Here is a 25,823-nt window from a genome sequence, read left to right as displayed (position 1 = left end):
GAACACCGTGAGCGAACAACCAACATCCGCCCATTGGCAGCTGCACAGCATCGTCAGTGGTTTGCGCAGCGCCCGCGAGCAGTGGCGCAGCCGCAATGGCCGCAGCATTGGCGAGCAGGGCGGGCGCGAACTGCCTTCTCGCGAGGCCATGCGGCAAGTCCTCGAACAGTTGTGCGGGGCGCTGTTCCCCATGCGCCTGGGGCCGGTCGACCTGCGTGAAGAGAGCGAGGATTTCTACGTAGGCCACACCCTGGACGCCGCCTTGACCGCGCTGCTGGCCCAGGCCCGCCTGGAACTGCGCTACGCCGCCCGGCAAAGCCAGGGCGACCTGGCGGCCGTCGATGCCCAGGCCCTGCGCCTGATCCAGGCCTTTGCCGCGGCGTTGCCCAACTTGCGCGTGCTGCTCGACACCGACGTGCTGGCCGCTTACCACGGCGACCCGGCGGCGCGCAGTGTTGACGAAGTGCTGCTGTGCTACCCCGGCATTCTGGCGATCATCCATCACCGTTTGGCACACCATCTGTACCAGGCGGGCCTGCCGCTGCTGGCCCGTATCAGTTCGGAGCTGGCGCATTCGGCAACCGGTATCGACATCCACCCCGGGGCGCAGATCGGGCCGAGTTTCTTCATCGACCATGGCACCGGGGTGGTGATCGGCGAGACGGCCATCATCGGCGAGCGCGTGCGTATCTACCAGGCCGTCACCCTGGGCGCCAAACGCTTCCCCAGCGACGAGTCGGGGACGCTGCACAAAGGCCTGCCGCGCCACCCCATCGTCGAGGACGATGTGGTGATCTATGCGGGGGCGACGATCCTGGGGCGCATTACCATCGGCAAGGGTTCGACCATTGGCGGTAACGTGTGGCTGACCCGCAGCGTGCCGGCCGAGAGCAACATTACCCAGGCGAACCTGCAGCTCGATTGCCAGGACAAGAACTGACCTAAGCTATCTACGGTCTTGGCGGTCCCTTTCGCGGGGCAAGCCCGCTCCCACAGGAGCCCCCAATCTCGGGTCTGGTGGGTTACCTGTGGGAGCGGGCTTGCCCCGCGAAAGGGACGGTACAGGCATAAACCGATCAGCACCCCGGTTCGCATCAAATCCCGATCCATGTTTAACTTGAACGCTTGTTCAATGATAAACGCTGGTCCGCTGCCGGTGTTCAACAGGAGGATTCCTTTGCTGAACCCGTTCATTCCGAACCTTTCGTCACTCGACGAGGTGCATGCCCGATGAGTGCACCGAACCCCTCCCTTGCCAATGGCAAGATCCGCATGAACCCCCCGGTGTTCTATTTCGCGGCAAGCTTCATCCTTCTCTTCGGCCTGGTGGTCATCATCAACCCGCAAGCTGCCGGCGACTGGTTGCTGGCGGCGCAGAACTGGGCGGCCAACACGGTCGGCTGGTACTACATGCTGGCGATGACGCTGTACCTGGTCTTCGTGGTGGTCACCGCCTTGTCCGGCTACGGCAAGATCAAGCTCGGTGCCGACCACGACGAACCCGAGTTCAGCTACCTGTCCTGGGCCGGCATGCTGTTTGCCGCCGGCATCAGCATCACGCTGTTCTTCTTCTGCGTGTCCGAACCCCTGACCCACATGCTGCAGCCGCCCCAGGGCGAAGCGGGCACGGCAGAGGCCGGGCGCCAGGCGATGCAGATCCTGTTCCTGCACTGGGGCCTGCACGGCTGGGGTGTGTTTGCCTTCGTCGGCATGGCACTGGCCTACTTCGCCTACCGGCATAACCTGCCACTGGCCCTGCGCTCGGCGCTGTATCCGCTGATCGGCAAACGTATCAACGGGCCGATCGGCTACGCGGTGGACGGCTTCGGCATCATTGCCACGGTGTTTGGCCTGGGCGCCGACATGGGCTTTGGCGTGTTGCACCTGAATGCCGGCCTCGACTACCTGTTCGGTATCAGCCACAGCCAGTGGGTGCAGGTGGCCCTGATCACCTTGATGATGGGTGCGGCGGTGGCCGTGGCGGTCGCCGGGGTGGAGAAGGGCGTGCGGGTGATGAGCGACATCAACCTGTTCCTGGCCTGCGCCCTGCTGCTGTTCGTGCTGTTCGCCGGCCCTACCCAGCACCTGTTCAATACGCTGATCCAGAACCTGGGTGATTACCTCGGCGCCTTGCCACGCAAGAGCTTCGACGTCTATGCCTACGGTGAAAACCGCGACTGGCTTGGCGGCTGGACGGTGTTCTACTGGGCCTGGTGGATTGCCTGGGCGCCCTTCGTGGGCTTGTTCATTGCGCGTATCTCGCGTGGCCGCACCATCCGCGAATTCGTCTTCGGCGTGTTGCTGATCCCCCTGGGCTTCACCCTGGCGTGGATGTCGATCTTCGGCAACAGCGCCCTGGACCAGGTCATCAACCACGGCATGACCGCGCTTGGCCAGTCTGCCCTGGATAACCCGTCGATGAGCCTGTACCTGCTGCTTGAAACGTATCCCTGGAGCAAGGCGGTGATCGCGACGACGGTGTTCATCAGTTTCGTGTTCTTCGTCACTTCGGCCGACTCGGGCACCGTGGTGTTGTCGACCTTGTCGGCCAAGGGCGGTGACCCGGATGAAGACGGGCCTAACTGGTTGCGGATCTTCTGGGGTGCGATGACCGCGCTGATCACCAGCGCACTGCTGTTTGCCGGCAGCATCGATTCGCTGAAGTCGGCGGTGGTGCTGACCTCGCTGCCGTTCTCGCTGATCTTGCTGTGCATGATGTGGGGGCTGCACAAGGCGTTCTACCTGGAGTCCCAGCGGCAGATCGCGCAGATGCATTCGCTGGCCCCGTTCGCCCAGTCACGCCGAGGGCGTGGTGGCTGGCGCCAGCGCCTGAGCCAGGCGGTGCACTTTCCGTCGCGTGATGAGGTGTACCGCTTCATGGACGACGTGGTGCGCCCGGCGATTGCCGATGTGCGTGAAGTGTTCGAGCAGAAGGGTTTGGTGCTGATTACCCAGGACGACCCGAGCCATGACAACGTCAGCCTGAAGATCGGCCATGGTGAAGAGCAACCGTTCATCTACCAGGTGCAGATGCGTGGCTATTTCACGCCGTCGTTTGCATTGGGTGGGTTGGGTACGCAGGAGTTGAAAAACCGCCGCTATTACCGGGCGGAGGTGCACCTGAGCGAAGGCAGCCAGAACTACGACCTGGTGGGCTACAGCAAGGAGCAGATCATCAACGACATCCTCGACCAGTACGAGCGGCACATGCAGTACCTGCACCTGGTCCGCTAGACCCCAAGGGCCGCTCCCACAGATTCCGCACAATGCCTGAGAGCAGCGGGGTACTTGTGGGAGCGGCAGTGCGGCGATCCGACTTGCCCCGCGAAGAGGCCGGTGCAGGCCCCATCAATTTTCAGAACGGCGCATCCCCCAGGATCGTCGCCCGGTGCATCACCCGCCGCTCAGGCCGGTAATCATCCACCGCAAAATGCTGGGTCACGCGGTTGTCCCAGAACGCCACATCATTTTCCTGCCAGCGCCAGCGAATGCTGAACTCCGGCCGTGTCGCATGGGCGAACAGCAGCTTGAGCAACGCTTCGCTTTCATACTCGTTCAACTCGTTGATGCGCGTGGTGAACCCCTCGTTGACGAACAGCGCCTTGCGCCCGCTCACCGGGTGGGTGCGTATCACCGGGTGCGACAGCGGCGGGTTGTTGCGCCGTGTCGCCTCCCAGCGCGCCAGGTCTTCGGGCGTTGTGCCAAACCGTTCGAGCGGGAATGACTTGGTGAAGTCGTGGGTAGCGGTGAGCCCGTCGAGCATCGCGCGCAGCGGCGCCGACAAGGCTTCCAGCGCGGCAATACCACTGGCCCACAGGGTGTCGCCGCCATACGCCGGCAACTGCTTGGCGCTGAGCACTGCGCCCAGGGCCGGGGTCGGCAGAAAGGTCACATCGGTGTGCCATACCGCATTGTCGCGCACGTCGGTGACCGCCGTGTCGAGTACCAGCACCTGCGGGGTTTCGGGCACGTTGGGGTAGATCGGGTGGATGTGCAGGTCGCCAAAGCGGGCAGCGAAGCTGGCCTGCTGCTCCGGGTTGAGCGGTTGCTCGCGGAAAAACAGCACCTGATGCTTGAGCAACGCCTGTTCGATGGCATCGCGCTGCTCGGCGGTGATAGCGCGGCTGATGTCCACGCCGCTGATCTGCGCGCCGAGCGCCGGGCTGAGAGGGGTGATGGTCAGGCTCATGTCGGTCTCGATCTGTTCTATGGGCGCCGAAATGCCGGCGTGGTCAGTGGCTTTGCCCGTGCCAGGGCACCAGTTTGCGTTGCAGGGCGCGCAGGCTCATCTCCAGGGCAAAGGCGATCAGGGCGATCAGCAGAATGCCCAGCACCACCACGTCGGTGACCAGAAACTGCGCCGCCGACTGCACCATGAAGCCCAGGCCGCTGGTGGCGGCGATCAGTTCTGCGGCCACCAGGGTCGACCAGCCCACGCCCAGGCCGATACGGATGCCGGTGAGGATGTCGGGCAAGGCGCTGGGCAGGATCACGTGGCGGATCAACTGCGCCTTGCTGGCGCCCAGCGACTGCGCAGCGCGCAGCTTGGTCGGGTCGACAGTGCGCACGCCGGTAGCGGTAGCGATGGCGATCGGAGCGAAGATCGCCAGGTAGATCAGCAGCACTTTCGAGAGCTCGCCAATGCCGCACCAGATGACGATGAGCGGCAGATAAGCCAGCGGCGGAATAGGGCGGTAGAACTCGATCAGCGGGTCGAGAATGCCCCGTGCCACGCGGTTGTAACCGATGGCGATACCGACCGGAATGGCGGTCAGGGTCGCGGCCACCAGGGCCAGGCCGATGCGGCCCAGGCTAGCGCCCAGGTGCTGCCACAGGCTGGCATCCATGTAGCCTTGGGTCAGCAGGGTCCAGGCCCTGGCCAGGATGTCGCCGGGCGAGGGCAGGAACAGCGGCTCGATCCAGCCGGCTGCCGTCACCAGCCACCAGACCAGCAGCAGGCTGGCCAGGGTCAGGGTGCTGATCCAGCGGGTGGAAAGCGGGCGGCGTGTCTTTTCGGCAGGCCGGGGTTGGGTGTCGCGCTTGCCGTTGACCGGCAGATCCAGGCTGCTCATGCGCGCTCCTGCAGGCTTTGGCGTTGGGAGAAGACCCGCGCCAGCACATGCTCGCGGGTTTCGATGAAGCGTGGGTCGGACTTGATCGCCCGGGCTGACTCGCCAGCGGCATAGCGCTGGCCGAAGTCCAGTTGCAGGCGCTCGACCACACGGCCGGGGTTGGGCGCCAGCAACACCAGCTCGCTGGCGAGGAACACGGCTTCTTCGATGTCGTGAGTAATCAGGAACACCGGCTTGGCGGTGCGCTGCCAAACCTGCAGCAGCAGCTCTTGCATCTGCTCGCGGGTGAACGCGTCGAGTGCGCCGAACGGTTCGTCCATCAGCAGTACCCGTGGGTCGGCTGCCAGCGCGCGGGCAAGGCCCACACGCTGCTTCTGGCCACCGGACAATTGCCAGATGCGTCGCTCGGCAAACCCTTCCAGGTCGACCAGGGTCAGCATCTCGCGGGCCTTGGCTTCACGTTGCGCGCGCGGCACGCCGGCCAGCTCAAGGCCGAAGGCGACGTTGCCCAGCACGTTCTGCCAGGGCAGCAAGGCGTCGTCCTGGAACACCACGCCGCGTTCGGCGCCTGGGCCTTTGACCGGTACGCCGTCCAGGCTGATGCGCCCGCCGCTGGGGGCCACGAAGCCGGCGATCAGGTTGAGCAGCGAAGTCTTGCCGCTGCCGGACGGCCCCAAGGCCACCAGCAGTTGGCGTGGCCCCAGGCTCAGGTTGATGTCGGCCAGCACCGGGGTGCTGGCGCCGGGGTACTGTGCGCTGATGCGCTCCAGTTCAAGCAAGGCCATGGCTGGCTCCGGGTCAATTAGGCAGGAACTTGGCGCTGACGTACGGCGAGTAGTCCGGCAGCACGGCGTCGACCTTGCCTTGCTGCTTGAGGAAGGTAGCCGTGTCGGTCAGTGCCTTGGTGGTTGGCGCACCCAGGGCGTTGGCCTGGTCTGCAGCCAAGGGGTAGACGTTGCCTTCCAGCAGTACCGGGATATCGCTGGCCTTGGCGCCGGACAGCTTGACCAGCTTGGCCACGTTGTCTTTGTCGGCCAGCCAGGCTTGCGGGTCTTTGCGGTAGTCGGCGTAGGCGTCGAGGGTGACCTTGGCGAAGGCCTTGACCACGTCGGGGTGCTTGTCGGCGAAGTCCTTGCGCACGATCCAGGCGTCGAAGGTAGGTGCGCCTTTGGCGGCCAGTTCACCTGAGGTGATCAGCACTTTGCCGTTTTCCTTGGCCACGCCCAGGGCCGGGTCCCAGACGTAGGTGGCGTCGATGTCGCCGCGCTTCCAGGCCGCAATGATGGCCGGTGGTGCGAGGTTGAGGATCTGCACCTTGGCGGGGTCGATGTTCCACGCCTTGAGCGCCGCCAGCAGGCTGTAGTGGCCGGTGGAGACGAAGGGCACTGCGACTTTCTTGCCGATCAGGTCTTGTGGCGTCTTGATGGTGTCGCGCGCCACCAGCGCTTCGCCAGCACCAATCTGGGTGGCGATCAGGAAGGTTTCGACCGGCAGCTTGCGGGTGGCTGCGGCGGCCAGGGGGCTGGAGCCGAGGTAGCCGATTTGCACGTCGCCGCTGGCCACCGCGGTGATCACATCGGCGCCGTTGTCGAATTTGCGCCAGTCGATGCTGGCCTTGCTGGCTTTTTCGTAGTCGCCATCGACCTGGGCCACTTTGGCCGGGTCGACGGTGGTCTGGTAAGCCACGGTCAGGTCGGCAGCCTGGGCCAACCAGCTGGTGCTGGCGAGAGTCAGGGCGGCGAACAGGCGCAGCGGAGCGTGCGGGATCATGGTGAACCTCTCGTCAGGCAATCGATGTGATGGATGGCGAGAAGACTAGATGATCTAAGAAATCGAAAATAAATAACTTTTTAGAATTAGCTTAGGAGCCAATTGCTGTAAGGCAGGAGCGGCAAGAGCAGGGAATCGCCGGCGGCCTGTCTCAATGGCGAAAACCGAGAGGGCTGCTAGGCTCTTTGCCCCTTAGACCGGGATGGAATTAGGTTATGAGCAAACGTTTGCAAATAACTGAAAGTTATGAGTGATGCACCTGACTACAACAAATGGCAGTAAAGGTTCCTAAGATATTCCGGAATAATCTTAGAAATTCATAAAACGGTCATTTTGGATTTATAGGATTGTCATTATCCTGTAGCGCAGGTGGCCTTAGACCAAAGTCGCGAAACGTTTAGAAATGATTGACTTCATGGTCACGCTTTGGGACTAAATCGCCAATCCACGGTGAGCAGGGCAGCAGACCCCGCCGCCAGAGATACACAAGAATTAGAACGTAGAGGAGCAAAACATGTACAAGTCCAGCCTGGCTCTGGCCGTGGCACTGGGGGTTCTCGCCCAACAAGCAGGCGCTGCCGGTTTCGTTGAAGACAGCAAACTGTCGCTCAGCTCGCGCACCATGTACTTCAACAACGACAACCGTGACGGCGGTGCTGACAACCGCGAGTCTGGTCAGGGCTTCAAGCTCGACTACCTGTCCGGTTTCACCGAAGGCACCGTTGGTTTCGGCGTCGATGTCCAGGCCCTGTGGGGTATTCACCTGGATGGCGGCCGCGGCAAGCACCCTGACAACAGCAGCTTCTTCCCCAGCGATACCGACGGCTCTGCTGTGAGCCAGTGGGCGCGCGTGGGCGGTAACGCCAAGGCTCGTTTCTCCAAGACCGAGGTTCACTACGGTAGCGCCCTGGCGCCGAACCTGCCGATCCTGGTGGCCAACGATGGTCGTCTGCTGCCGCAGACCTTCGAGGGTGGCACCATCCAGTCGAAGGAAATCGACAACCTGACCGTCAACGCCGGTCAGCTGACCCACGCCATGGGCCGTGCTTCGAGCAACCGTACCGGCCTGTCCGTGGCGGGCGCTACCCAGGACAGCAACAAGTTCCGCTACGGCGGCCTGGACTACAAGCTCACTCCAGACCTGACCCTGCAGTACTACTACTCGAACCTGGAAGACTTCTACAAGCAGCACTTCCTGGGCGCGACCCACGTGTTCAAGATCGCTGACGACCAGTCGTTCAAGACCGACCTGCGCTACTTCGACAGCAGCAGCGACGGCAAGAACGGTGAAGCCGGCTACCGCTTCAGCAACAACGGCGGTTATGCCAAGAACGCTGGCGAGGTCGACAACAAGACCTGGACCGCCATGTTCACCTACACCCTGGGTGGCCATGCGTTGATGCTGGGCCACCAGCGCGTCAATGACGACGGTGGCTTCGTCTGGCTGAACCAAGGCAACGTGGTTGACGGCAATGGCCGCAACGAAGGCGCCGGTGGTTCGAGCTTCTACCTGTTCACCGACAGCATGATCAACCAGTTCGCCAAGGCCGGTGAAAACACCACCTTCGGTCAGTACTCGTATGACTTCGCGCGTCTGGGCGTGCCAGGCCTGAAAGCCTCGGTCTCCTACCTGAAAGGTGAAGACGGCAAGAACGCCAACGGCAACGGTACCTTCAGCGAATGGGAACGTGACGCCCGCGTCGACTACGTCATCCAGGAAGGCACCTTCAAGGGCCTGGGCGCCAGCCTGCGTCACGGTGTCTACCGTGGTACCGGCACCAGCTCCCTGGCTGACCAGGATCAGACCCGTCTGATCTTCAACTACACTTACAACTTCCTGTAAGCCGTAGCTGAACAAGGAGCCTCGCCTAGTGCGAGGCTTTTTTGTGCCTGCAATTTCGTATGCTATTAGGTTATAAATAAATCAGTATTTATTCTTTTTATTTTTAACCGAATGCAGGCACATTGAACTTCACAAGGCCAGAACACAGCACAGGAGCCGCACCCCATGAGCCTCAAACTCGGCGATATCGCCCCCGATTTCGAACAGGATTCCAGTGAAGGCAAGATCCGTTTCCATGAGTGGCTCGGCAACAGTTGGGGTGTGCTGTTCTCCCACCCGGCCGACTTCACCCCGGTGTGCACCACCGAGCTGGGCCTGACCGCCAAGCTCAAGGACGATTTCGCCAAGCGTGGGGTCAAGGCCATCGCGCTGTCGGTGGACCCGGTCGATTCGCACCACAAGTGGATCGATGACATCAACGAGACCCAGAACACCGTGGTCAACTTCCCGATCATCGCCGACGCCGACCGCAAGGTTTCCGACCTGTACGATTTGATCCACCCGAATGCGAACGACACCCTGACCGTGCGCTCGCTGTTCGTCATCGACCCGAACAAGAAGGTGCGCCTGACCATTACCTACCCCGCCAGTACCGGGCGCAACTTCAACGAAATCTTGCGGGTGATCGACTCGCTGCAGCTGACCGACAACTACAAGGTCGCCACGCCAGGTAACTGGCAGGACGGTGACGAAGTGGTGATCGTGCCTTCGCTCAAAGACGAGGAAGAGATCAAGCAGCGCTTCCCCAAAGGGTATCGAGCGGTGAAGCCCTATCTGCGCCTGACGCCGCAGCCTAATCGTTAAAGGATCCTCGTTGTATTGCTCTTAGCCATGCAGGGATTTTCGGGCCGTTTCGACGGCCCTTTTTTTTGCTTGGGATTTGTGCAGCTTGGGGCCGCAGAGCAGCCTCAAAACCGCAAACCACCTAAATAACAATAAGGAATAAACAAATGAAAAAATATGATTTCTAGATATATAACCAGGCTGTTAATGTCACTCCAACAGAACACAAGGAAGCGCTGCAATGTTGGTCGTCTCAATCGGTGGTAGCCCTGGTACCCGTTCACGCTCCGGCGTGCTGCTCGAGCGCTCGCGCCAGTGGCTGCAGGAACGCGGCGTTGAAGTGGTGACGTTCCAGGTCCGTGACTTCCCCGCCGAGGACCTGCTGCATGCACGCTTCGACAGCCCGCAGGTGCAGCACTTTCAGCAACTGGTGGCTCAAGCCGACGGCCTGATCGTCGCCACCCCGGTGTACAAGGCCTCGTTTGCCGGTGCGCTGAAGACGTTGCTCGACCTGCTGCCCGAACGCGCCCTGGAGCACAAGATCGTGCTGCCAATCGCCACCGGCGGCAGCATCGCCCACATGCTGGCGGTGGATTACGCGTTGAAACCGGTGCTGTCGGCACTCAAGGCGCAAGAGACCCTGCAAGGGATCTTCGCCGACGACAGCCAGGTCGCCTACGCCGAAGGCAGCAAGCCAGCCCAGCTGGCGAGCGCCCTGCAAGAACGTCTGCATGACTCGCTGGAAACGTTCCATGTTGCCCTGGCCCGTCGGCCGCGGCCGGTAGCGCCCGGTGTATTGAATGAACGGCTGATCAGCGCCCGCTGGAGCATCTGACCCGCCTTACTGCTGTACCACCTTACTCGCCCGTCAACGAGGCAAGCAGGTGCAACCCGAACCCTATTCGCACAGGAGAGCGCCATGCGCACAGTCTTCTTGCGTCGTGGTCTGGTCGCCCTGTTTGCGGCGGCTGTGTCCTTCGGCGCCATCACCCAAGCCCAGGCAGAGAGCCTGCGCATCGGTTATCAGAAATACGGCACCCTGGTGCTGCTCAAGGCCAAGGGCACGCTGGAGAAGCGCCTGGCCGAACAGGGCGTGCAAGTGCAATGGACCGAATTCCCCGGTGGCCCGCAGCTGCTTGAAGGGCTGAACGTCGGCTCCATCGACTTCGGCGTCACCGGCGAAACACCGCCCGTGTTCGCCCAGGCCGCAGGTGCCGACCTGCTCTATGTCGCCTACGAGCCGCCTGCACCGCACAGCGAAGCGATCCTGGTACCCAAGGGTTCGCCGATCCAGTCGGTGAAAGAACTCAAAGGCAAGAAGGTCGCGCTTAACAAGGGTTCGAACGTTCACTACCTGCTGGTGCGTGCGCTGGAAGACGCCGGCCTCAAGTACAGCGACATCCAACCGGTCTACCTGCCTCCAGCCGATGCCCGTGCTGCGTTCGAGCGCGGCAGCGTCGATGCCTGGGTGATCTGGGACCCTTACCAGGCTGCCGCCGAGCAGCAGCTGCAGGCACGCACCCTGCGTGACGGCAAGGGCCTGGTCGACAACCATCAGTTCTACCTCGCCACCCGTGACTACGCCACCCAGCACCCGGCTGTGATCAGCACCTTGATCGAGCAAGTGCGCGCTGTGGGCGAGTGGTCCCAGGCCAACCCGCAGGAGGTCACCGACCAGGTCGCACCGCTGCTGGGGCTGCCTGCCGACATCACTCTGACCTCGGTCAAGCGCCAAGGCTACGGCGCCGCGCCGCTCACCCCTGAGGTGGTGGCCGCACAACAGAAGATCGCCGACACGTTCCAGGCACTCAAGCTTATTCCCAAGCCGCTGAGCATCAAGGACGTGATCTGGACACCCCCGGCCAAGGTCGCCAGTGCGCCTTGATTGATTTGCCTGCGCCGGGGCGCCGCTCCGGCTTGAGCCACCCTTGAGGAGACAACTCCAATGAGCCTTAACATTTTCTGGTTCCTCCCGACCCACGGTGACGGCAAGTACCTGGGCACGTCTGACGGCGCGCGCGCAGTCGACCATGGCTACCTGCAGCAGATTGCCCAAGCTGCCGACCGCCTTGGTTTTGGTGGGGTGCTGATCCCTACCGGGCGTTCTTGCGAGGATTCCTGGCTGGTGGCGGCGTCGCTGATTCCAGTGACCCAGCATCTGAAATTCCTGGTTGCCCTGCGCCCCGGCATCATTTCGCCGACCGTGGCGGCGCGCCAGGCCGCGACCCTGGACCGCCTGTCCAATGGCCGTGCACTGTTCAACCTGGTGACCGGGGGCGACCCGGACGAACTGGCCGGTGACGGCCTGCACCTGAGCCATGAAGAACGCTACGAAGCCTCGGTCGAGTTCACCCGCATCTGGCGCAAGGTACTGGAAGGTGAAAGCGTCGATTACGACGGCAAGCACATTCAGGTAAAGGGCGCCAAGCTGCTCTACCCGCCGATTCAGCAACCACGCCCGCCGCTGTATTTCGGCGGTTCGTCCGAAGCGGCCCAGGACTTGGCTGCCGAGCAGGTCGAGCTGTACCTGACCTGGGGCGAGCCACCTGCCGCCGTGGCTGAAAAAATCGCCCAGGTGCGCGAAAAGGCTGCCGCTCAAGGCCGTGAAGTACGCTTTGGCATCCGCCTGCACGTGATAGTGCGTGAAACCAACGAAGAAGCCTGGGCCGCAGCCGACCGCCTGATTTCGCACCTGGACGATGACACCATCGCCCGTGCCCAGGCCTCGCTGGCGCGCTTCGATTCGGTTGGCCAGCAGCGCATGGCGGCCCTGCATGGCGGCAACCGCGACAACCTCGAAGTCAGCCCCAACCTGTGGGCGGGTGTCGGCCTGGTGCGTGGTGGTGCCGGTACTGCGTTGGTCGGCGATGGCCCGACCGTGGCGGCCCGGGTCAAGGAATACGCCGAGCTGGGCATCGATACGTTCATCTTTTCGGGTTACCCACACCTGGAAGAGTCCTACCGCGTGGCCGAGCTGTTGTTCCCGCATCTCGACGTGCAGCGCCCGGAGCAACCGAAAGCCGGTGGTTACGTGAGCCCGTTCGGCGAGATGGTGGCCAACGACATCCTGCCCAAGTCCGTGTCGCAGAGCTGAGGGCCGGGCCATGAGTCGTGCAACTTCTTCCACCCTGGCTCAGCGCCTGGCGCCGTGGGCCCTGCCGGTACTGCTGCTGGCAGCCTGGCAGTTGGCGGTCAGCGCGGGCTGGCTGTCGACCCGCATCCTGCCGGCACCCAGCGCGGTGGTCAGCGCAGGTGTCGAGCTGGTGCGCAGCGGCGAGATCTGGACCCACCTGGCTATCAGTGGCTGGCGTGCCGGGCTTGGTTTCGTCATTGGCGGCAGCATCGGCCTGGTGCTGGGCTTTATCACTGGCCTGTCGAACTGGGGCGAACGCCTGCTCGACAGCTCGGTGCAGATGATCCGCAACGTGCCGCACCTGGCGCTGATCCCACTGGTGATCCTGTGGTTCGGTATCGACGAGTCGGCAAAAATCTTCCTGGTCGCCCTGGGCACGCTGTTCCCGATCTACCTCAACACCTACCACGGTATCCGCAACGTTGACCCGGCGCTGGTGGAGATGGCGCGCAGCTATGGCCTGTCCGGTTTCGGCCTGTTCCGCCAAGTGATTTTGCCCGGTGCGCTGCCGTCGATTCTGGTCGGCGTGCGCTTTGCCCTGGGCTTCATGTGGCTGACCCTGATCGTGGCAGAAACCATTTCGGCCAATGCCGGTATCGGTTACCTGGCGATGAACGCCCGTGAGTTCCTGCAGACCGACGTGGTGGTGTTGGCCATCGTTCTGTACGCCGTGCTTGGCAAGTTGGCCGACCTTGCCGCCCGCGGCCTGGAGCGTGTCTGGCTGCGCTGGCACCCGGCTTATCAAGTTGCCAGGAAGGAGGGCGCATGACCGTGCTCAAGGAACAGCCGCCACGCCTGCTGCGTGGCATCCCCCTGGCATCCAACGGCCTGCGCAAGACCTTTGGCCAGCGTGAAGTGCTCAAAGGCATCGACCTGCACATCCCGGCCGGCCAGTTCGTCGCCATCGTCGGCCGCAGCGGCTGCGGCAAGAGCACCTTGCTGCGCCTGCTGGCCGGGCTCGACCAGCCAAGCGCCGGTCAACTGCTGGCCGGTGCTGCGCCGTTGGCCGAAGCCCGCGAGGAAACGCGGCTGATGTTCCAGGACGCTCGTCTGCTGCCGTGGAAGAAGGTGATCGACAACGTCGGCCTGGGCCTGTCAGGCAACTGGCGCCCGCGTGCGCTGGACGCATTGGAGGCGGTTGGCCTGGCTGACCGCGCCAACGAGTGGCCGGCGGCACTTTCCGGCGGCCAGAAGCAGCGTGTAGCGCTGGCCCGGGCACTGATCCACCAACCACGCCTGTTGCTGCTCGATGAGCCACTGGGTGCCCTGGATGCGCTGACCCGTATCGAGATGCAGCAACTGATCGAACGCCTCTGGCGTCAGCACGGTTTTACCGTGTTGCTGGTTACCCACGATGTCAGCGAAGCGGTTGCCGTGGCTGACCGGGTGATTTTGATCGAAGACGGCGAGGTCGGGCTCGACCTCACTGTTGACCTGGCTCGGCCAAGGGCGCGGGGTTCGCACCGCCTGGCGGCGCTGGAAAGCGAAGTGCTCAACCGTGTTCTGTCGGTACCGGGCACTGCGCCCGAGCCGGACCCTGTAGCCCCTTTGCCCACGCAACTGCGTTGGGCGCACTGAATGACCCACTTACCTCACCGAAGCCAAAGAGAAGGAATCAAGCCATGACTATCAAAGCCATCAACGTCCGCAACCAGTTCAAAGGTACCGTGAAAGAAATCCTCGAAGGCCCGGTATTGTCGGAAATCGACGTACAGACCGCTTCCGGCATCGTCACTTCGGTGATCACCACACGCTCGGTCAAAGAGCTGGAGCTGCAGGTAGGCAGTGAAGTGATTGCGTTCGTCAAATCCACCGAAGTGTCTATCGCCAAGCTGTAATGGCAATGGCGGCGCTGTGCGACCCAGTCGCGGGCCTGATCCGCGAATGGGCCGCCAGGCGGCCCGTACCCTTTAGCCCTAAGCGGGTCGCAACCCGCCAAACAGGCTGTTGGCCTGGCTTTCCGTGAGTGCGCCGCGCCAGGCGCCCGCGCCCAGGTTGCGTTCGTGGGCAAGCTTGATGTGACCGGCCTCGAGCCGTGCAAAGCCTTGTGCTGGCCTGCGCTTGAAGTGGAAGTGCGCATACCACAGAGGGCTATTAGTGGCCGCATCGTCGATGCGGTACTCCTCCAGATACTCGATAGCTTGGCCCTGCTTGTTCTTGGCCGGCTCCAGCACCCGTGACCACCCGATCCGCACCTCACCTTGGCTTTGCAGGTAATCCAGATGACCCGGCTCAGGGCGCTGCGTGGCTTTGACCTGATCGATGCGCAACTGCCTGCCTACCCTGCGCAGCTCGCCTGCAGCTTGCTCGAGACTGCCGGTGAGCTGGCGCTGCGCCTCGGTCAGTGCGTCCCCACCGCGGCGGCCGATGTCCCGTGCCAAGTCCGCCAGCGTCGTGGCATATCCATTGGCCAGGTCTTCCAGGCTGGCAGGTGTCATGTTCAGTGCCTTGTACTGCTGCAGCTTGGTCTGCTGACTGGCAACATCGCCTAGGCGCTTCCTGGCGGTGTCCACCAGCACCGAAAGTTCGGCTACGGGTGTGGCGGGCTGCGCGTTGCTTGGTTGCCACAGGCTATTGGTGGTGCGGGTGTAGGTACTGTGTGTTTCCTGGCTGAGCCTGTTGCTGACGTGCATCTGCGGTTGGCCGTCGACGGTGATTTCGCGGCCGATCAACAGCTGTTGGTCCACGGTTTCGAACAGGCGAGGCCTGCTTGGCCCACGGTTACTGGGTGGTGTGCGCCTGATGGGCGCGGTGGCAGAAATTCCCGCCTCGATCTCGGCGATCAGTTTGCTCAGGGCCTCGTGCATTCGCTGAGTGCTTTGCGGTGAGACGTAGTCAGGGAGGTCGTCCTGCCAACTGGTCATGTAGTTGTCGAAGCGCTGATAGCGGTCTTTGAGCTGACGTAGGAAGCGGTGCTCCTGTGCACGGCTGAGGCCCGCGTTCGGCAGGTCGTGATGGCTGAACAACAGGCTTCGCAGGTCGCTGATTTCCCGGTTCACCTGGCGCAGCATCAACAGGAAGTCATAGCTTGGCTGGCTCGGTAACGTGACGATGCCGGCTACCTCGATGGAAAGCCGCACGGCCCGGTAACCATTCGGGTCCATCGGCATCTGCAGTTTTTCGAGTGTTTGCTGGTAGACAGTGAGTTCGTTGCCGCGCAGCTTCTGGCTGACCCTGGCCACTCGATGGAATTCGTCTTCTAGCTTGGCGAGTGTCTGGCATAGGTTTGCCTGGACGCGTCGCATCTGCTGCAATTGCTCAATGGCGTTGACGGGGGAAGCGTCCAGGGCTCGCTCGAGCTGCTTTGCCAGGGTGAAGTCATCCTGCATGCGCAGCTTGAGCTGTCGGATCAGCTTGGGGTGCTGCCTGCCCAGGTTGAAGGCCAGCTCGTTGTGCATGGCTTGGTAGTGGCGGCCCAGCTCAGGCCTGATCCTGTGCAGCTTTTCCAGGCTCTGTTCATGAAACGTGACGAAGGCCTCCAACTGCTCGGCAGACGCCTGCAGCGCACGCCTGATTGTCGCTAGGGGTGCAGGGGTGCCTTGAGGGCCGGTGGGGCCGACCCCGCGTGCAGTATTCCAGGCCGAGATCTTTTCGATGAGGTTGGCTTGGTGGGCCCGGCGGGCATTGTCGATTTCTTGTACCACTTGCCTGGGCGATGCCAGTGCAGGTTGGCGGCCAAGGTAGCCGCGCAGGTGCTGCCAGCCGTGCTGGTACAGCCTGCCGAGGTAGGCGCCGCCACCGGCCAGCCCACCGTCGACGATACGCCCAGTCACGGCGCCGTGGGGCTGCCAGATGCCCAACTCGTCGAGTCTTACAGGCTGCTTGTAGCTGCGGGATGCGCTGCCCTTGAGGCGCCAGGTGCGATAGGCAGCATCCCACTCGACCTGATAGTGCAGCCCCTGGCGGACGATGAAGTCGTTGCCGGTCTCGGCATGTCGGTAGACACCATTGCCGTGAACCTCGGGGTGGTCGTGCCAGTGGCCCGAGGGCGCTTCGGTTTCATAACCGCTGAAGGGGTCGGTGCGCCCCCGACGGGTCACGGTGGTGGGCCGCAACCCTTCGAGGCGCTGGCGCAGGTGGGTGCGGGTGCGTGCAAGTGCAGTGGACGAGCGCGACACAGCGGCGGCAGGCACCACATCGAAGAGCGCATCGACCAACGACATGAACACGCTGTTCAGGTGCTCGACTCCCTCGCCAGGGTCACCTCGCAGAAATGCCTCCACGCTCGCGTTGGCGGCGCTCCAGCCATCGTAGAGGGCAATCGCGGCACCTACCCCGGGCACGAAACCCAGCGCCAGTTTGAGGTAGTCGTATACCCGCCCGTGGCGGATCGACTCGCTCTCCAGGTACAGGTCGACCTGGCTGCGCGACGAGGCGCGGTGTTCGAGGATCAGTCGGCCCATTTGCAGGTTGGCCCGCACCTGGGCGATCGGCTCTGAACGGGCAGTGCCAACGCCGATGAAACCGGTAAACGGCTTGAGCAGCGCCTGGTTGATATAGGACAGGTGCGTGCGTGTGTCGCCTTGCAGCGGGCGGCTGGCAAGGTAGGTGCGCATGGCCTCGTCGATGGCCATGTCCTCCAGCGCCAGGCATGCCTGCTCGCTGTTTTCGTACTGGGTGATGACCTTGCCGTTGGGGGCGTCGGGTAGCAGCAGCAGGCACGGCCCGCTCGCCGGTTTGAGCAGGAAGATGCCTGAAAGCGAAACATGGTCGCTGCTACCGTCCGCAGCTACGCCGGGCCGCAGGTCGAGTGCGTAGTGTTCGATGGTGCGGGTTAGCGTGGTGCTCTGCTGTTCGCGACAGAACAGCTCGAATACACCCATGCCGTGCGCATCCAGGGTATCGGGTCGGCTCAGTAGCAAGATCTTCAACTGGTGCTCGAAGGGCGCGCGGAGCGTTTCCTGGCGCCATTCTGCCTGCCAGTCGGATTCCCCCGCGCTGCCCTTGAAGGCGTCGAGTATCTGCTGCTCGTAAGCGCCTGCCACATCCAGGATCTGCACCAGGTTGGCAATGTAGCTGTGGTTGAGCGTTTGCTGGAGGTCAGGCGTCGCCGTGGCGTGTTCGATCCCGATGTTGGCGTTGCCCAGGCGCAAGGTCAGGTCGTCGTCCAATGCCCACAGCAGGAATTGCTCAAGGGGCACGTGGCTGCGTTCGGCACTGAACGTCGTGACCTCTTTGTAGGCATTGGCGAAGCCGGACTCCGGCAGCGGAATACGCTGCTTGCCTGTGCGGTCGGCGATGTCCAGGGTGACTTGGGGCAGCGTCGTCAGGCCGAGTGACTGGCGCAGGTGCCTGTTCATCAGGCTGCGTGAAAACGCCCCGCGTTCAGGCAGGTCCCTCGCCAGTAAACCGCTGGCAGCCAGCATGCTGACGCGCAATGCGTCGAACTGCGCCGCCAGTGCCTCGCGCTGGGGCGCATCAAGGTGGCTCAGTGAATGCAGGCGGGTGTGCAGGTTGGCGGTGCGGTTACGCTCGGCCAGCCGTTCGAACGCCTGGGCCCTGGCGGCGTTGTTGCTGGCGCCCAGTTTCCAGCGCAGTTGCAGGCGCGACGAGGGGGCGGCCTGGGTCAGCAGGGCCAGGTGCGTTGAGGCCAGGTAATCGAAAGCGTGGGTGGTGATGGGTTCGCTGATCAGGGCTGGTGTGTGCTCACCGCTGTCGATCAGCTCAAGGAGCGCATCGATGTCCTGCGGCCAGGCGCTGTCCAGCAGCACTTCTGGCCAGGCGCCCTGCAACGTGTTCAGTAGCCGTTCGGCCAGCTGGGCCTGGTCCGGGTAACAGGCCAGGCCACCGTCGTGCCCGGGTTTGTAGAGCAGCAATGCGGTGTCTGCGTCATCTGCGGTGCCTTGGTGTATCGCCCTGAGGGTGATGAAGCCGGTCAAAGCCCACGTGCGAGTACCCACCACCAGTTTCAGGGCGCAGGGTACGACCTGTCGCTCAAGGCTCGGGATGGGCCGCTCCACCAGTTGGCGAACCCATTGCAGGTGTGGCTCGCTCAGGTCGCCCAGGCGTTGCTGGAACTCGGCTTCCAGTAGCAAGGCGTTGGCAAAGTGCTGGCTGAGGTGTTCGAACCTGCTGCTTTCACCGACGGCCTGGCCCCAGGTTTCGGCCGTGGACGTCTCGGGCACTGTGGCCAGCAGTTGTTGCAGGGTGCTGTCCTGGGCGTCCAGCCTGGCTTGCTGGGCCTGCAGCGCGACCAGGCGTGCAGACCCCGGCCCTGCATCGTCGCCCAAATAGGCCGCCAACAGCTGTTCCTGGCGGTCGATGCGCTGGTTGCGCCAGCCGTGCGGCAAGCGTTCGTCGAGCGAATCGAAATGCACCTCGTCCTCCGCCAACGCTTCATCGGCACTGACCAGCCGAGCCAGCTCCTCGCTCAATGCATCGGGCAGCTCGACCTGCAGTTGCATGCCCTGGCCGGCTGACTGCGAGTGGTCCAACACGCTGTTCAGCAGGCCGGCTAAGCCATCACCCGGGAGCGCGATGACGGCGATGAACGTGCTGTCGCTGTCGCTGGCCAGCGCGGCGGCCGGGGTGCGCCACAGGCGGTCCCGATGCTCGTGGGCCCACTGCAGCAGGGCCGCTTCGCTGTGGAAGGCGCGTACCGGGTTGTGGCCGTCGGGCCGGTACAGCAGCCAGGGCTCGTCATCGCCAGCGGGCGTGATCAGCAGCGCACAGGGGCAGGCCCCTACGGGGATGCCAGGCTGATGCCAGTGCAGTTGCGCATACCGGCTGTTGCTGTCCAGCTGGCCCAGCTTCCAGGCCTTCGTTGCGATTCGGTCAAACCCGTAGTTGAGCTCCAGCGCGCTCTGGAAATGCGCGTGCAACTGCTGCTCGGCAAAGGCCCTGCGTGCTATCGATTGCCCGGGCATGCGTGCGTCCCAGTAGTTGGCGTGCCCGAGCGAAGGCTGCAGCGGCGCCTGGTTGAACAGGCTGTTCAATGCCTGGACCGCCTGGCGTCGTCGCAGGTCGGCCTTGCCGAGGGCATTACCGCGCCCGGCGATAATCCAGGGGGTGGTGGGCAGGGGCAAGGGGCTGGCGAAGTCGTCCAGGCCGATGGGCGTGGCGTCGGCTGACAAGTCGAAAGATTGAGGCATGGTCGTGATCCACGTTGGGCTGAGTGCTGGAGAGGAGCGCCCATTTCAACGTTCGACCGAAGGCGAACTGCGTTACATGTTGCTGGATCAGCGTGTGTGGCGTTTACCCAGGAACGGCGGCAGGTAGAGCCCCAGATACGCTTCGAATACCCGCATGCCTTCCTCGGCCATACGCGGGGTGATCTGGTCATGCAGCTGCATCGAGCGGGCATACACCCGATCGCTCAACTCCATGGCCAAGGCAAACACATCCACATCGGCCGGCATTGTCGGTAGCTGAAAGTGCTGGTCGAACAGCCTGTGCATCAGCTCGCCCAGCTCCATGTCGTGCTGGCGGTCAGCCTGCACCACTTCGCTCAGGCCATGCTGGGCAAGGATCAGTTGGCGCGCTGCGGCGTCTTCGTTGTAGATGTCGAGCATGCGCTGCTCGATCAGCCGTGACAGTTGGTGCCAGGTACTGAACGCAGCGCTGTCGATGGGGGCGCTGAGGGCTTCGCGAAAGGCCCGATGCACATCGGCAGTCAACGCCTCAAGCAAGGCGGGCACGCTGGCGAAGAAGTGATACACCGACGAAGGTGGGATCTGTGCCCGCTCGGCAACGCTGTAGATCGACAGCCCCGCGACGCCTTGCTCTGCCAGCAGTTCGCGAGCCGCCGCCAGGATCGCTTCGATCCTGGCCTGGCTGCTGGCGCGTGGCTTGCGCAGGGAGGCGGTGCGGTTCATCAGTTGCTGATCGCCAGTATGCTGGCCTGGTAGGCACCGACGAACAGGTCGAAGTCGCCGACTTCGGTCTGTTCAAGCTCGCTCTGCTTGGCCAGGGACTCGCGGGCGAGCGTTTCGAAGGCCTGCTGGCGTTCGCTGCTCAACGGCTGTTCGCGCAAGCTCTCGGCATGGATGCGGCTCTGGCGCAGCGAGAACTGGATAAAGCTCTCGTCGTGTTCGGTCATGCGCGCCAGTACCTGGGCCGATGGGGTCAGCGAAGCGTCGTCGACCTTGGCCTGTTGGGCATCCAGTGCCTTGGCGTGCTCGTCACTGCCGTGTGCCTGGTCGAGCAGGTCGGCCAGCGCACGAATGCGCGTGATCAGTTCGCCGGCCCACACCTGCAGACCGATCGGTTGGCCATCGCGCTGCAGTTGCAGGCCAGGGCGGCGACCTTCCTTGACCACGGTCAGGAAGTTGCTGGTGCACTGGCCGCACTCGCCGTTGTCCAGTTGCGGGCTTTCTTCAAGCGCGCAGAACAGCAGGAATGCATCGAGGAAACGCGCCTCGGGCAGGTCGATGCCGACGGGCAGGAACGGGTTGATGTCCAGGCAGCGCACTTCGACGTACTGCACGCCACGGGAGGTCAGGGCCTGGATCGGCCGCTCGCCGGTGTAGGTGACGCGCTTGGGGCGGATGTTCGAGTAGTACTCGTTCTCGATCTGCAGGATGTTGGTGTTCAGTTGCACCCACTCGCCATCCACGTGCGTACCGACCTCGACGTAGGGCGGGTAGGGCGTGCCCACCGCCTTGCGCAGGCTGTCGGTGTAGCTGGCCAGGTTGTTGTAGCAGGGCGTGAGGCCGGCCTGGGCGTTGCTCTGGTAACCCAGGTCACTCATGCGCAGGCTGGTGGCGTAGGGCAGGAACAGGGTTTCGGCGTCCAGCTCTTCGAGTTGGTGCGGGCGGCCACGCAGGAAGCCTTTGTCCAGTGTCGGCGAGGCGCCGAACAGGTACATCAGCAGCCAGCTGTAGCGGCGGAAGTTGCGGATCAGCGCGATGTAGGCCGACGACTGATAGTCGCGCGCGTCTTCTTCGCTGCCTTCACTTGCGCGCAGCAAGGGCCACAGCGTCTCTGGCAACGAGAAGTTGTAATGGATGCCCGCGATGCACTGCATGGTGCGGCCGTAGCGCAGGGCCAGGCCTTTGCGGTACACGTGCTTGAGCTTGCCGATGTTGGAGCTGCCGTATTCGGCGATCGGGATGTCTTCCTCGGCCGGCAACGCACAGGGCATCGACGGGCTCCACAGGTATTCGTCACCCAGCTTGGTGTAGACGAAGCGGTGGATCTCTTCGAGGTTCTCCAGCACCTGGGCCGGGTCTGCCAGCGCCGGGGTGATGAACTCCAGCAGCGACTCGGAATAATCGGTGGTGATCTGCTCATTGGTCAGCGCCGAACCCAACGCTTCCGGGTGCGGGGTCTGGGCCAGGCGACCTTCATCGGTCACGCGCAGGCATTCTCGCTCAATACCGTGCAGGCACTGCTTGAGCAGGGGAAGATTGGCGCCGAGCAGGCTCAGGCGGCGGTTGAGGAGGTCGCTCAAGATGGATTCCTTCACGCGTCAGTCGCCCCAATATGGGGGTGGAGATAACGGTCTACAAGGGTAGGGAGAAAGGAACTGGCGTTGTCGCCTGGTTTACGCGGTTCCAGCAGTGCCAGCGCACTGCTGAAAATACCGCAGATAGTGCTTGGTGAGCTAGAGAACCGCGAAGGTTCCTTGTGCTTTGGCCACCAGTTTGTCGCCTTGGACTACGTCGGCGTCGACCACCAGCGTGCGCCGCCCGGCGTGCAGGACGCGGGCGCTGCACACGACCTCGCCGTCGCTGACGGCGCGCATGTAGTTGATCTTGCATTCGATGGTGACGCTTTGCTGGTCGAAGCCATGGCTGGCCGAGCAGGCCAGGCCCATGGCGATGTCCACCAGGCTGAAGATCGCCCCACCGTGCAGTTTCTGCCCCCTGTTGCGCAATTGCGGCGCAAGCGCCAGGGCCACTTCGGCAACGCCTGTGTCCAGGCGTTGCAGGCGGCAGCCGAGCAACTGGCTGAAGGCGCTTTCGACGTATTCGCGCGGGACGTCCATCACTTCTTCTTCAGTTGCTTGGCGTTGGCGAACAACGAGGCCATGGCATTGTTGGCCGGGGCTGCGGTGGTGGTTTCACGCGGGCGTGGTGCCTGCTGCTGGCGATTGCCACCGTTGCCACGGCCGCCACCCCGGTTGCCTTCGACCTTCTCGCCGGGGGTATCGCCCATGCGCATGGACAGGCCGACACGCTTGCGCGGGATATCCACTTCCATGACCTTGACCTTGACCACGTCGCCGGCCTTGACCGCTTCACGCGGGTCCTTGACGAACTTTTCCGACAGCGCCGAGATGTGCACCAGGCCGTCCTGATGCACGCCAATGTCGACGAAGGCGCCGAAGTTGGTGACGTTGGTGACCACGCCTTCGAGGATCATGCCGGGCTCCAGGTCCTTGAGGTCTTCGACGCCGTCCTGGAAGGTGGCGGTCTTGAACTCTGGGCGTGGGTCGCGGCCGGGCTTGTCCAGCTCCTGGAGAATGTCGGTGACGGTCGGCAGGCCGAAGGTCTCGTCGGTGAACTTCTTCGGGTCGAGGCGCTTGAGGAAGCTGCTGTCGCCGATCAGCGAGCGGATATCGCGGTCGGTGCCGGCGGCGATGCGCTGCACCAGCGGGTAGGCTTCCGGGTGCACTGCAGAGGCGTCGAGCGGGTTGTCACCGTTCATTACACGAAGGAAGCCGGCGGCCTGTTCGAAGGTTTTTTCACCCAGGCGGCTGACCTTTTTCAGCGCTGCGCGGGTGGCGAACGGGCCGTTGGCGTCTCGGTGCGCGACGATGTTCTGCGCCAGGGTTGCGTTGAGGCCCGAGATACGGGTCAGCAGCGCCACCGAGGCGGTATTGACGTCCACCCCCACGGCGTTCACGCAATCCTCGACCACCGCGTCCAGGCCGCGGGCCAGCTTGAGCTGGGACACGTCATGCTGGTACTGGCCGACGCCGATGGATTTCGGGTCGATCTTCACCAGTTCGGCCAACGGGTCCTGCAGGCGGCGGGCGATGGAAACAGCGCCGCGGATCGACACGTCCAGGTCCGGGAATTCGCGGGCGGCCAGTTCCGAGGCCGAGTACACCGAAGCGCCAGCCTCGGAGACCATCACCTTGGTGACCTTCAGGGCCGGGTATTTCTTGACCAGTTCGGCGACCAGCTTGTCGCTCTCGCGGCTGGCGGTGCCGTTGCCGATGGCGACCAGTTCCACCGAGTGCTTGGCGCACAGGGCGGCCAGCACGGAGAGGGTGCGGTCCCAGTCGTTTCGCGGTGCGTGCGGGTAGACGGTGGCGGTGTCCAGCAGCTTGCCGGTGGCATCGACCACGGCGATCTTGCAGCCGGTGCGCAGGCCCGGGTCCAGGCCCAGGGTGGCGCGCGGCCCGGCCGGGGCGGCCAGCAACAGGTCGTGCAGGTTGTGGGCGAAGACGTTGATCGCCTCACCCTCGGCGTTGTCGCGCAGCTCACCGAACAGGTCGGTTTCCAGGTGGGTGTACAGCTTGACCTTCCAGGTCCAGCGCACCACCTCGGCCAGCCACTTGTCGGCCGGGCGGCTGCGGTTTTCCAGGCCGAAGTGGCCGCCGATCATGACTTCGCAGGGGTGCAGGGTGCCGGGCAGTTCTTCGCCGACCTTCAGCGAGGCGCTGAGGATGCCTTCGTTGCGCCCGCGGAAAATCGCCAGGGCACGGTGCGACGGGGCGCTGCGCAGCAGTTCGTCATGGGCGAAGTAGTCGCGGAACTTGGCGCCTTCTTCTTCCTTGCCGGCCACCACGCGGGCGCTGAGCACCGCCTCCTGCTTGAGGAAGTTGCGCAGCTTGTCGAGCAGGGCGGCGTCTTCGGCGAAGCGCTCCATCAAGATGTATTTGGCGCCCTCCAGGGCCGCCTTGACATCGGCCACGCCTTTTTCGGCGTCTACGAAGCGTGCCGCTTCGGTTTCCGGGGCCAGCTGCGGGTCATTGAACAGGCCGTCGGCCAGCTCGCCGAGGCCGGCTTCCAGGGCGATCTGGCCCTTGGTGCGGCGCTTTTGCTTGTACGGCAGGTAGAGGTCTTCGAGGCGGGTCTTGGTGTCGGCCAGCTTGATCTCGCGGGCCAGCTCCGGGGTCAGTTTGCCCTGTTCCTCGATGCTGGAGAGGATGCTGGCGCGGCGCTCGTCGAGTTCGCGCAGGTAGCGCAGGCGCTCTTCCAGGTGGCGCAGCTGGGTATCGTCCAGGCTGCCGGTCACTTCCTTGCGGTAACGGGCGATGAAGGGCACGGTCGAGCCTTCGTCCAACAGGCCCACGGCCGCTTCGACCTGTTGTGGGCGTACGCCCAGTTCCTCGGCGATACGGCTGTTGATGCTGTCCATGTAAACCACCTGACAATTGTGAATACGGGGGCCGCGCGCGGGCTTGGAGCCTGACGGCGCTGGATGAAAGCCGCGCATTATACCCATCGTGATCGGCTTGCGGTGATGGCGCCAAGCCAGCCCGAGAGGCCCGGAACTGGCGCTGGGGGAAAAATCTGCTAACAATGCTCACGGCACGCGTTGCAATGGCTACGCCATAATGCGCGGCGATACCAGAGGAGTTATTCATGACCGGCACTGCAAACACCGCTGAAGGTGACAAGATTCTCATCGTCGACGACGATCCCGGGCTGAGCAGCCTGCTGGAACGTTTCTTCACCAGCAAGGGCTACCGTGCCCGCGCGGTGCCCAATACCGAGCAGATGGACCGCCTACTGTCGCGTGAGGTATTCAACCTGGTCGTGCTCGACCTGATGCTGCCTGGCGAGGACGGCCTGTCGGCGTGCAAGCGCCTGCGCCAGTCGAACAACCAGATCCCGATCATCATGCTCACCGCCAAGGGCGACGAGCTCAGCCGCATCAAGGGGCTGGAGCTGGGCGCCGACGATTACCTGGGCAAGCCGTTCAACCCCGACGAGCTGATGGCCCGTGTCAAAGCCGTGCTGCGCCGCCAGGCGCCGAGCGTGCCCGGCGCCCCGGGCAGTGAGGACGAATCGGTCACTTTTGGTGATTACGAGCTGTCCCTGGCTACCCGCGAGCTCAAACGCGGCGATGAAGTGCACATGCTCACCACCGGTGAGTTCGCCGTGCTCAAGGCGCTGGTCATGCACGCGCGTGAGCCGCTGACCCGCGACAAGCTGATGAACCTGGCCCGTGGCCGTGAATGGGACGCCCTGGAGCGCTCCATCGACGTCCAGATCTCGCGCCTGCGCCGCATGATCGAGCCGGACCCGTCCAAGCCACGTTATATCCAGACAGTCTGGGGCGTGGGCTACGTCTTCGTACCAGACGGAAACGCCGGCAAATGATG

At 63.4% G+C, this 25,823-nt stretch carries 20 protein-coding genes; 11 read left to right on the top strand and 9 right to left on the bottom strand.

The genetic code is table 11. From position 1 onward, the window contains the following. The first annotated feature begins 7 nt into the window (after nucleotides 1-7). Both epsC and betT read left to right on the top strand, forming a co-directional pair. Complete coding sequence (gene epsC / locus DJ563_RS19940) at nucleotides 8-940, top strand: serine O-acetyltransferase EpsC (RefSeq protein ID WP_033703256.1); 933 nt, start codon at nucleotides 8-10, stop codon at nucleotides 938-940. Between the two features lie 332 nt (nucleotides 941-1,272). After that, the gene (gene betT / locus DJ563_RS19935) at nucleotides 1,273-3,234 is read left to right on the top strand and encodes a choline transporter BetT (RefSeq protein WP_167334472.1); all 1,962 of its coding nucleotides are present in this window, start codon (nucleotides 1,273-1,275) and stop codon (nucleotides 3,232-3,234) included. A gap of 121 nt (nucleotides 3,235-3,355) precedes the next feature. On the opposite strand, the gene tauD is transcribed toward betT, so the two are convergent. The 4 genes from tauD to tauA are packed head-to-tail and all read right to left on the bottom strand — an operon-like array spanning nucleotide 3,356 to nucleotide 6,842. Then, complete coding sequence (gene tauD / locus DJ563_RS19930; protein WP_047582898.1) at nucleotides 3,356-4,189, bottom strand: taurine dioxygenase; 834 nt, start codon at nucleotides 4,187-4,189, stop codon at nucleotides 3,356-3,358. Between the two features lie 43 nt (nucleotides 4,190-4,232). Further along, nucleotides 4,233-5,072, bottom strand: a complete 840-nt coding sequence (gene tauC, locus DJ563_RS19925; protein WP_274100036.1) for a taurine ABC transporter permease TauC — start codon at nucleotides 5,070-5,072, stop codon at nucleotides 4,233-4,235. Further along, nucleotides 5,069-5,857, bottom strand: coding sequence for a taurine ABC transporter ATP-binding subunit (gene tauB / locus DJ563_RS19920; RefSeq protein ID WP_274100035.1), 789 nt, complete (start codon nucleotides 5,855-5,857; stop codon nucleotides 5,069-5,071). The genes tauC and tauB overlap by 4 nt, the downstream gene beginning before the upstream one ends. 13 nt (nucleotides 5,858-5,870) lie before the next feature. Further along, nucleotides 5,871-6,842 (bottom strand): taurine ABC transporter substrate-binding protein, encoded by a 972-nt coding sequence (gene tauA / locus DJ563_RS19915; RefSeq protein ID WP_274100034.1) that lies wholly within the window; start codon nucleotides 6,840-6,842, stop codon nucleotides 5,871-5,873. Nucleotides 6,843-7,356: 514 nt separating this feature from the next. Here tauA and DJ563_RS19910 point away from each other — a divergent pair. From DJ563_RS19910 to DJ563_RS19875, 8 genes are all read left to right on the top strand, one after another. After that, on the top strand, nucleotides 7,357-8,685 hold the full coding sequence (locus DJ563_RS19910) for an OprD family porin (protein ID WP_033703246.1): 1,329 nt from the start codon (nucleotides 7,357-7,359) through the stop codon (nucleotides 8,683-8,685). Nucleotides 8,686-8,850: 165 nt separating this feature from the next. Next, nucleotides 8,851-9,489, top strand: a complete 639-nt coding sequence (locus DJ563_RS19905; protein WP_033703245.1) for a peroxiredoxin — start codon at nucleotides 8,851-8,853, stop codon at nucleotides 9,487-9,489. A 220-nt stretch (nucleotides 9,490-9,709) separates the two neighbouring features. Continuing rightward, nucleotides 9,710-10,303, top strand: coding sequence for an NADPH-dependent FMN reductase (ssuE, locus tag DJ563_RS19900; RefSeq protein ID WP_434518224.1), 594 nt, complete (start codon nucleotides 9,710-9,712; stop codon nucleotides 10,301-10,303). Between the two features lie 84 nt (nucleotides 10,304-10,387). Next, nucleotides 10,388-11,353: a sulfonate ABC transporter substrate-binding protein gene (locus tag DJ563_RS19895; RefSeq protein ID WP_274099759.1), complete on the top strand. Its 966-nt coding sequence runs from the start codon at nucleotides 10,388-10,390 to the stop codon at nucleotides 11,351-11,353. Between the two features lie 60 nt (nucleotides 11,354-11,413). Further along, a complete protein-coding gene (gene ssuD / locus DJ563_RS19890; RefSeq protein ID WP_186665181.1) occupies nucleotides 11,414-12,562 on the top strand; it encodes an FMNH2-dependent alkanesulfonate monooxygenase in 1,149 nt (382 codons plus the stop codon). Between the two features lie 10 nt (nucleotides 12,563-12,572). Further along, entirely contained in the window at nucleotides 12,573-13,370 is a 798-nt protein-coding gene (ssuC, locus tag DJ563_RS19885) for an aliphatic sulfonate ABC transporter permease SsuC (protein WP_033703241.1), read from the top strand. Beyond that, the gene (gene ssuB / locus DJ563_RS19880; RefSeq protein ID WP_186660451.1) at nucleotides 13,367-14,179 is read left to right on the top strand and encodes an aliphatic sulfonates ABC transporter ATP-binding protein; all 813 of its coding nucleotides are present in this window, start codon (nucleotides 13,367-13,369) and stop codon (nucleotides 14,177-14,179) included. The genes ssuC and ssuB overlap by 4 nt, the downstream gene beginning before the upstream one ends. Nucleotides 14,180-14,223: 44 nt before the next feature. Then, complete coding sequence (locus DJ563_RS19875) at nucleotides 14,224-14,439, top strand: TOBE domain-containing protein (RefSeq protein WP_008095172.1); 216 nt, start codon at nucleotides 14,224-14,226, stop codon at nucleotides 14,437-14,439. 78 nt (nucleotides 14,440-14,517) lie between these two features. On the opposite strand, the gene DJ563_RS19870 is transcribed toward DJ563_RS19875, so the two are convergent. The 5 genes from DJ563_RS19870 to DJ563_RS19850 all read right to left on the bottom strand — a co-directional run bounded on the left by DJ563_RS19870 (nucleotide 14,518) and on the right by DJ563_RS19850 (nucleotide 24,853). After that, on the bottom strand, nucleotides 14,518-19,692 hold the full coding sequence (locus DJ563_RS19870) for a dermonecrotic toxin domain-containing protein (RefSeq protein WP_434518223.1): 5,175 nt from the start codon (nucleotides 19,690-19,692) through the stop codon (nucleotides 14,518-14,520). Between the two features lie 87 nt (nucleotides 19,693-19,779). Next, the gene (locus DJ563_RS19865; RefSeq protein WP_274099761.1) at nucleotides 19,780-20,415 is read right to left on the bottom strand and encodes a TetR/AcrR family transcriptional regulator; all 636 of its coding nucleotides are present in this window, start codon (nucleotides 20,413-20,415) and stop codon (nucleotides 19,780-19,782) included. Next, nucleotides 20,415-21,992, bottom strand: coding sequence for a glutamate--cysteine ligase (gene gshA, locus DJ563_RS19860; protein WP_274099762.1), 1,578 nt, complete (start codon nucleotides 21,990-21,992; stop codon nucleotides 20,415-20,417). The genes DJ563_RS19865 and gshA overlap by 1 nt, the downstream gene beginning before the upstream one ends. Nucleotides 21,993-22,145: 153 nt before the next feature. Beyond that, entirely contained in the window at nucleotides 22,146-22,529 is a 384-nt protein-coding gene (locus DJ563_RS19855; RefSeq protein ID WP_186660445.1) for a PaaI family thioesterase, read from the bottom strand. Beyond that, nucleotides 22,529-24,853 carry a Tex family protein gene (locus tag DJ563_RS19850; protein ID WP_033703236.1) on the bottom strand — a complete coding sequence of 775 codons (2,325 nt, stop codon included), beginning with the start codon at nucleotides 24,851-24,853 and terminating at the stop codon, nucleotides 22,529-22,531. Before DJ563_RS19850 ends, DJ563_RS19855 begins: the two co-directional genes overlap by 1 nt. A gap of 227 nt (nucleotides 24,854-25,080) precedes the next feature. Between DJ563_RS19850 and ompR the strand changes: the two genes are divergently transcribed. Beyond that, nucleotides 25,081-25,821 (top strand): osmolarity response regulator transcription factor OmpR, encoded by a 741-nt coding sequence (ompR, locus tag DJ563_RS19845; RefSeq protein ID WP_027595187.1) that lies wholly within the window; start codon nucleotides 25,081-25,083, stop codon nucleotides 25,819-25,821. Nucleotides 25,822-25,823 lie beyond the last annotated feature (2 nt).

Source organism: Pseudomonas sp. NFX1 (genome assembly GCF_051123555.1).
In the GTDB taxonomy this organism is placed as follows: Bacteria; Pseudomonadota; Gammaproteobacteria; order Pseudomonadales; family Pseudomonadaceae; genus Aquipseudomonas; species Aquipseudomonas capeferrum.
Note: the sequence above shows the minus strand (reverse complement) of the source record. Positions and strands in the feature narration are given on the sequence as shown.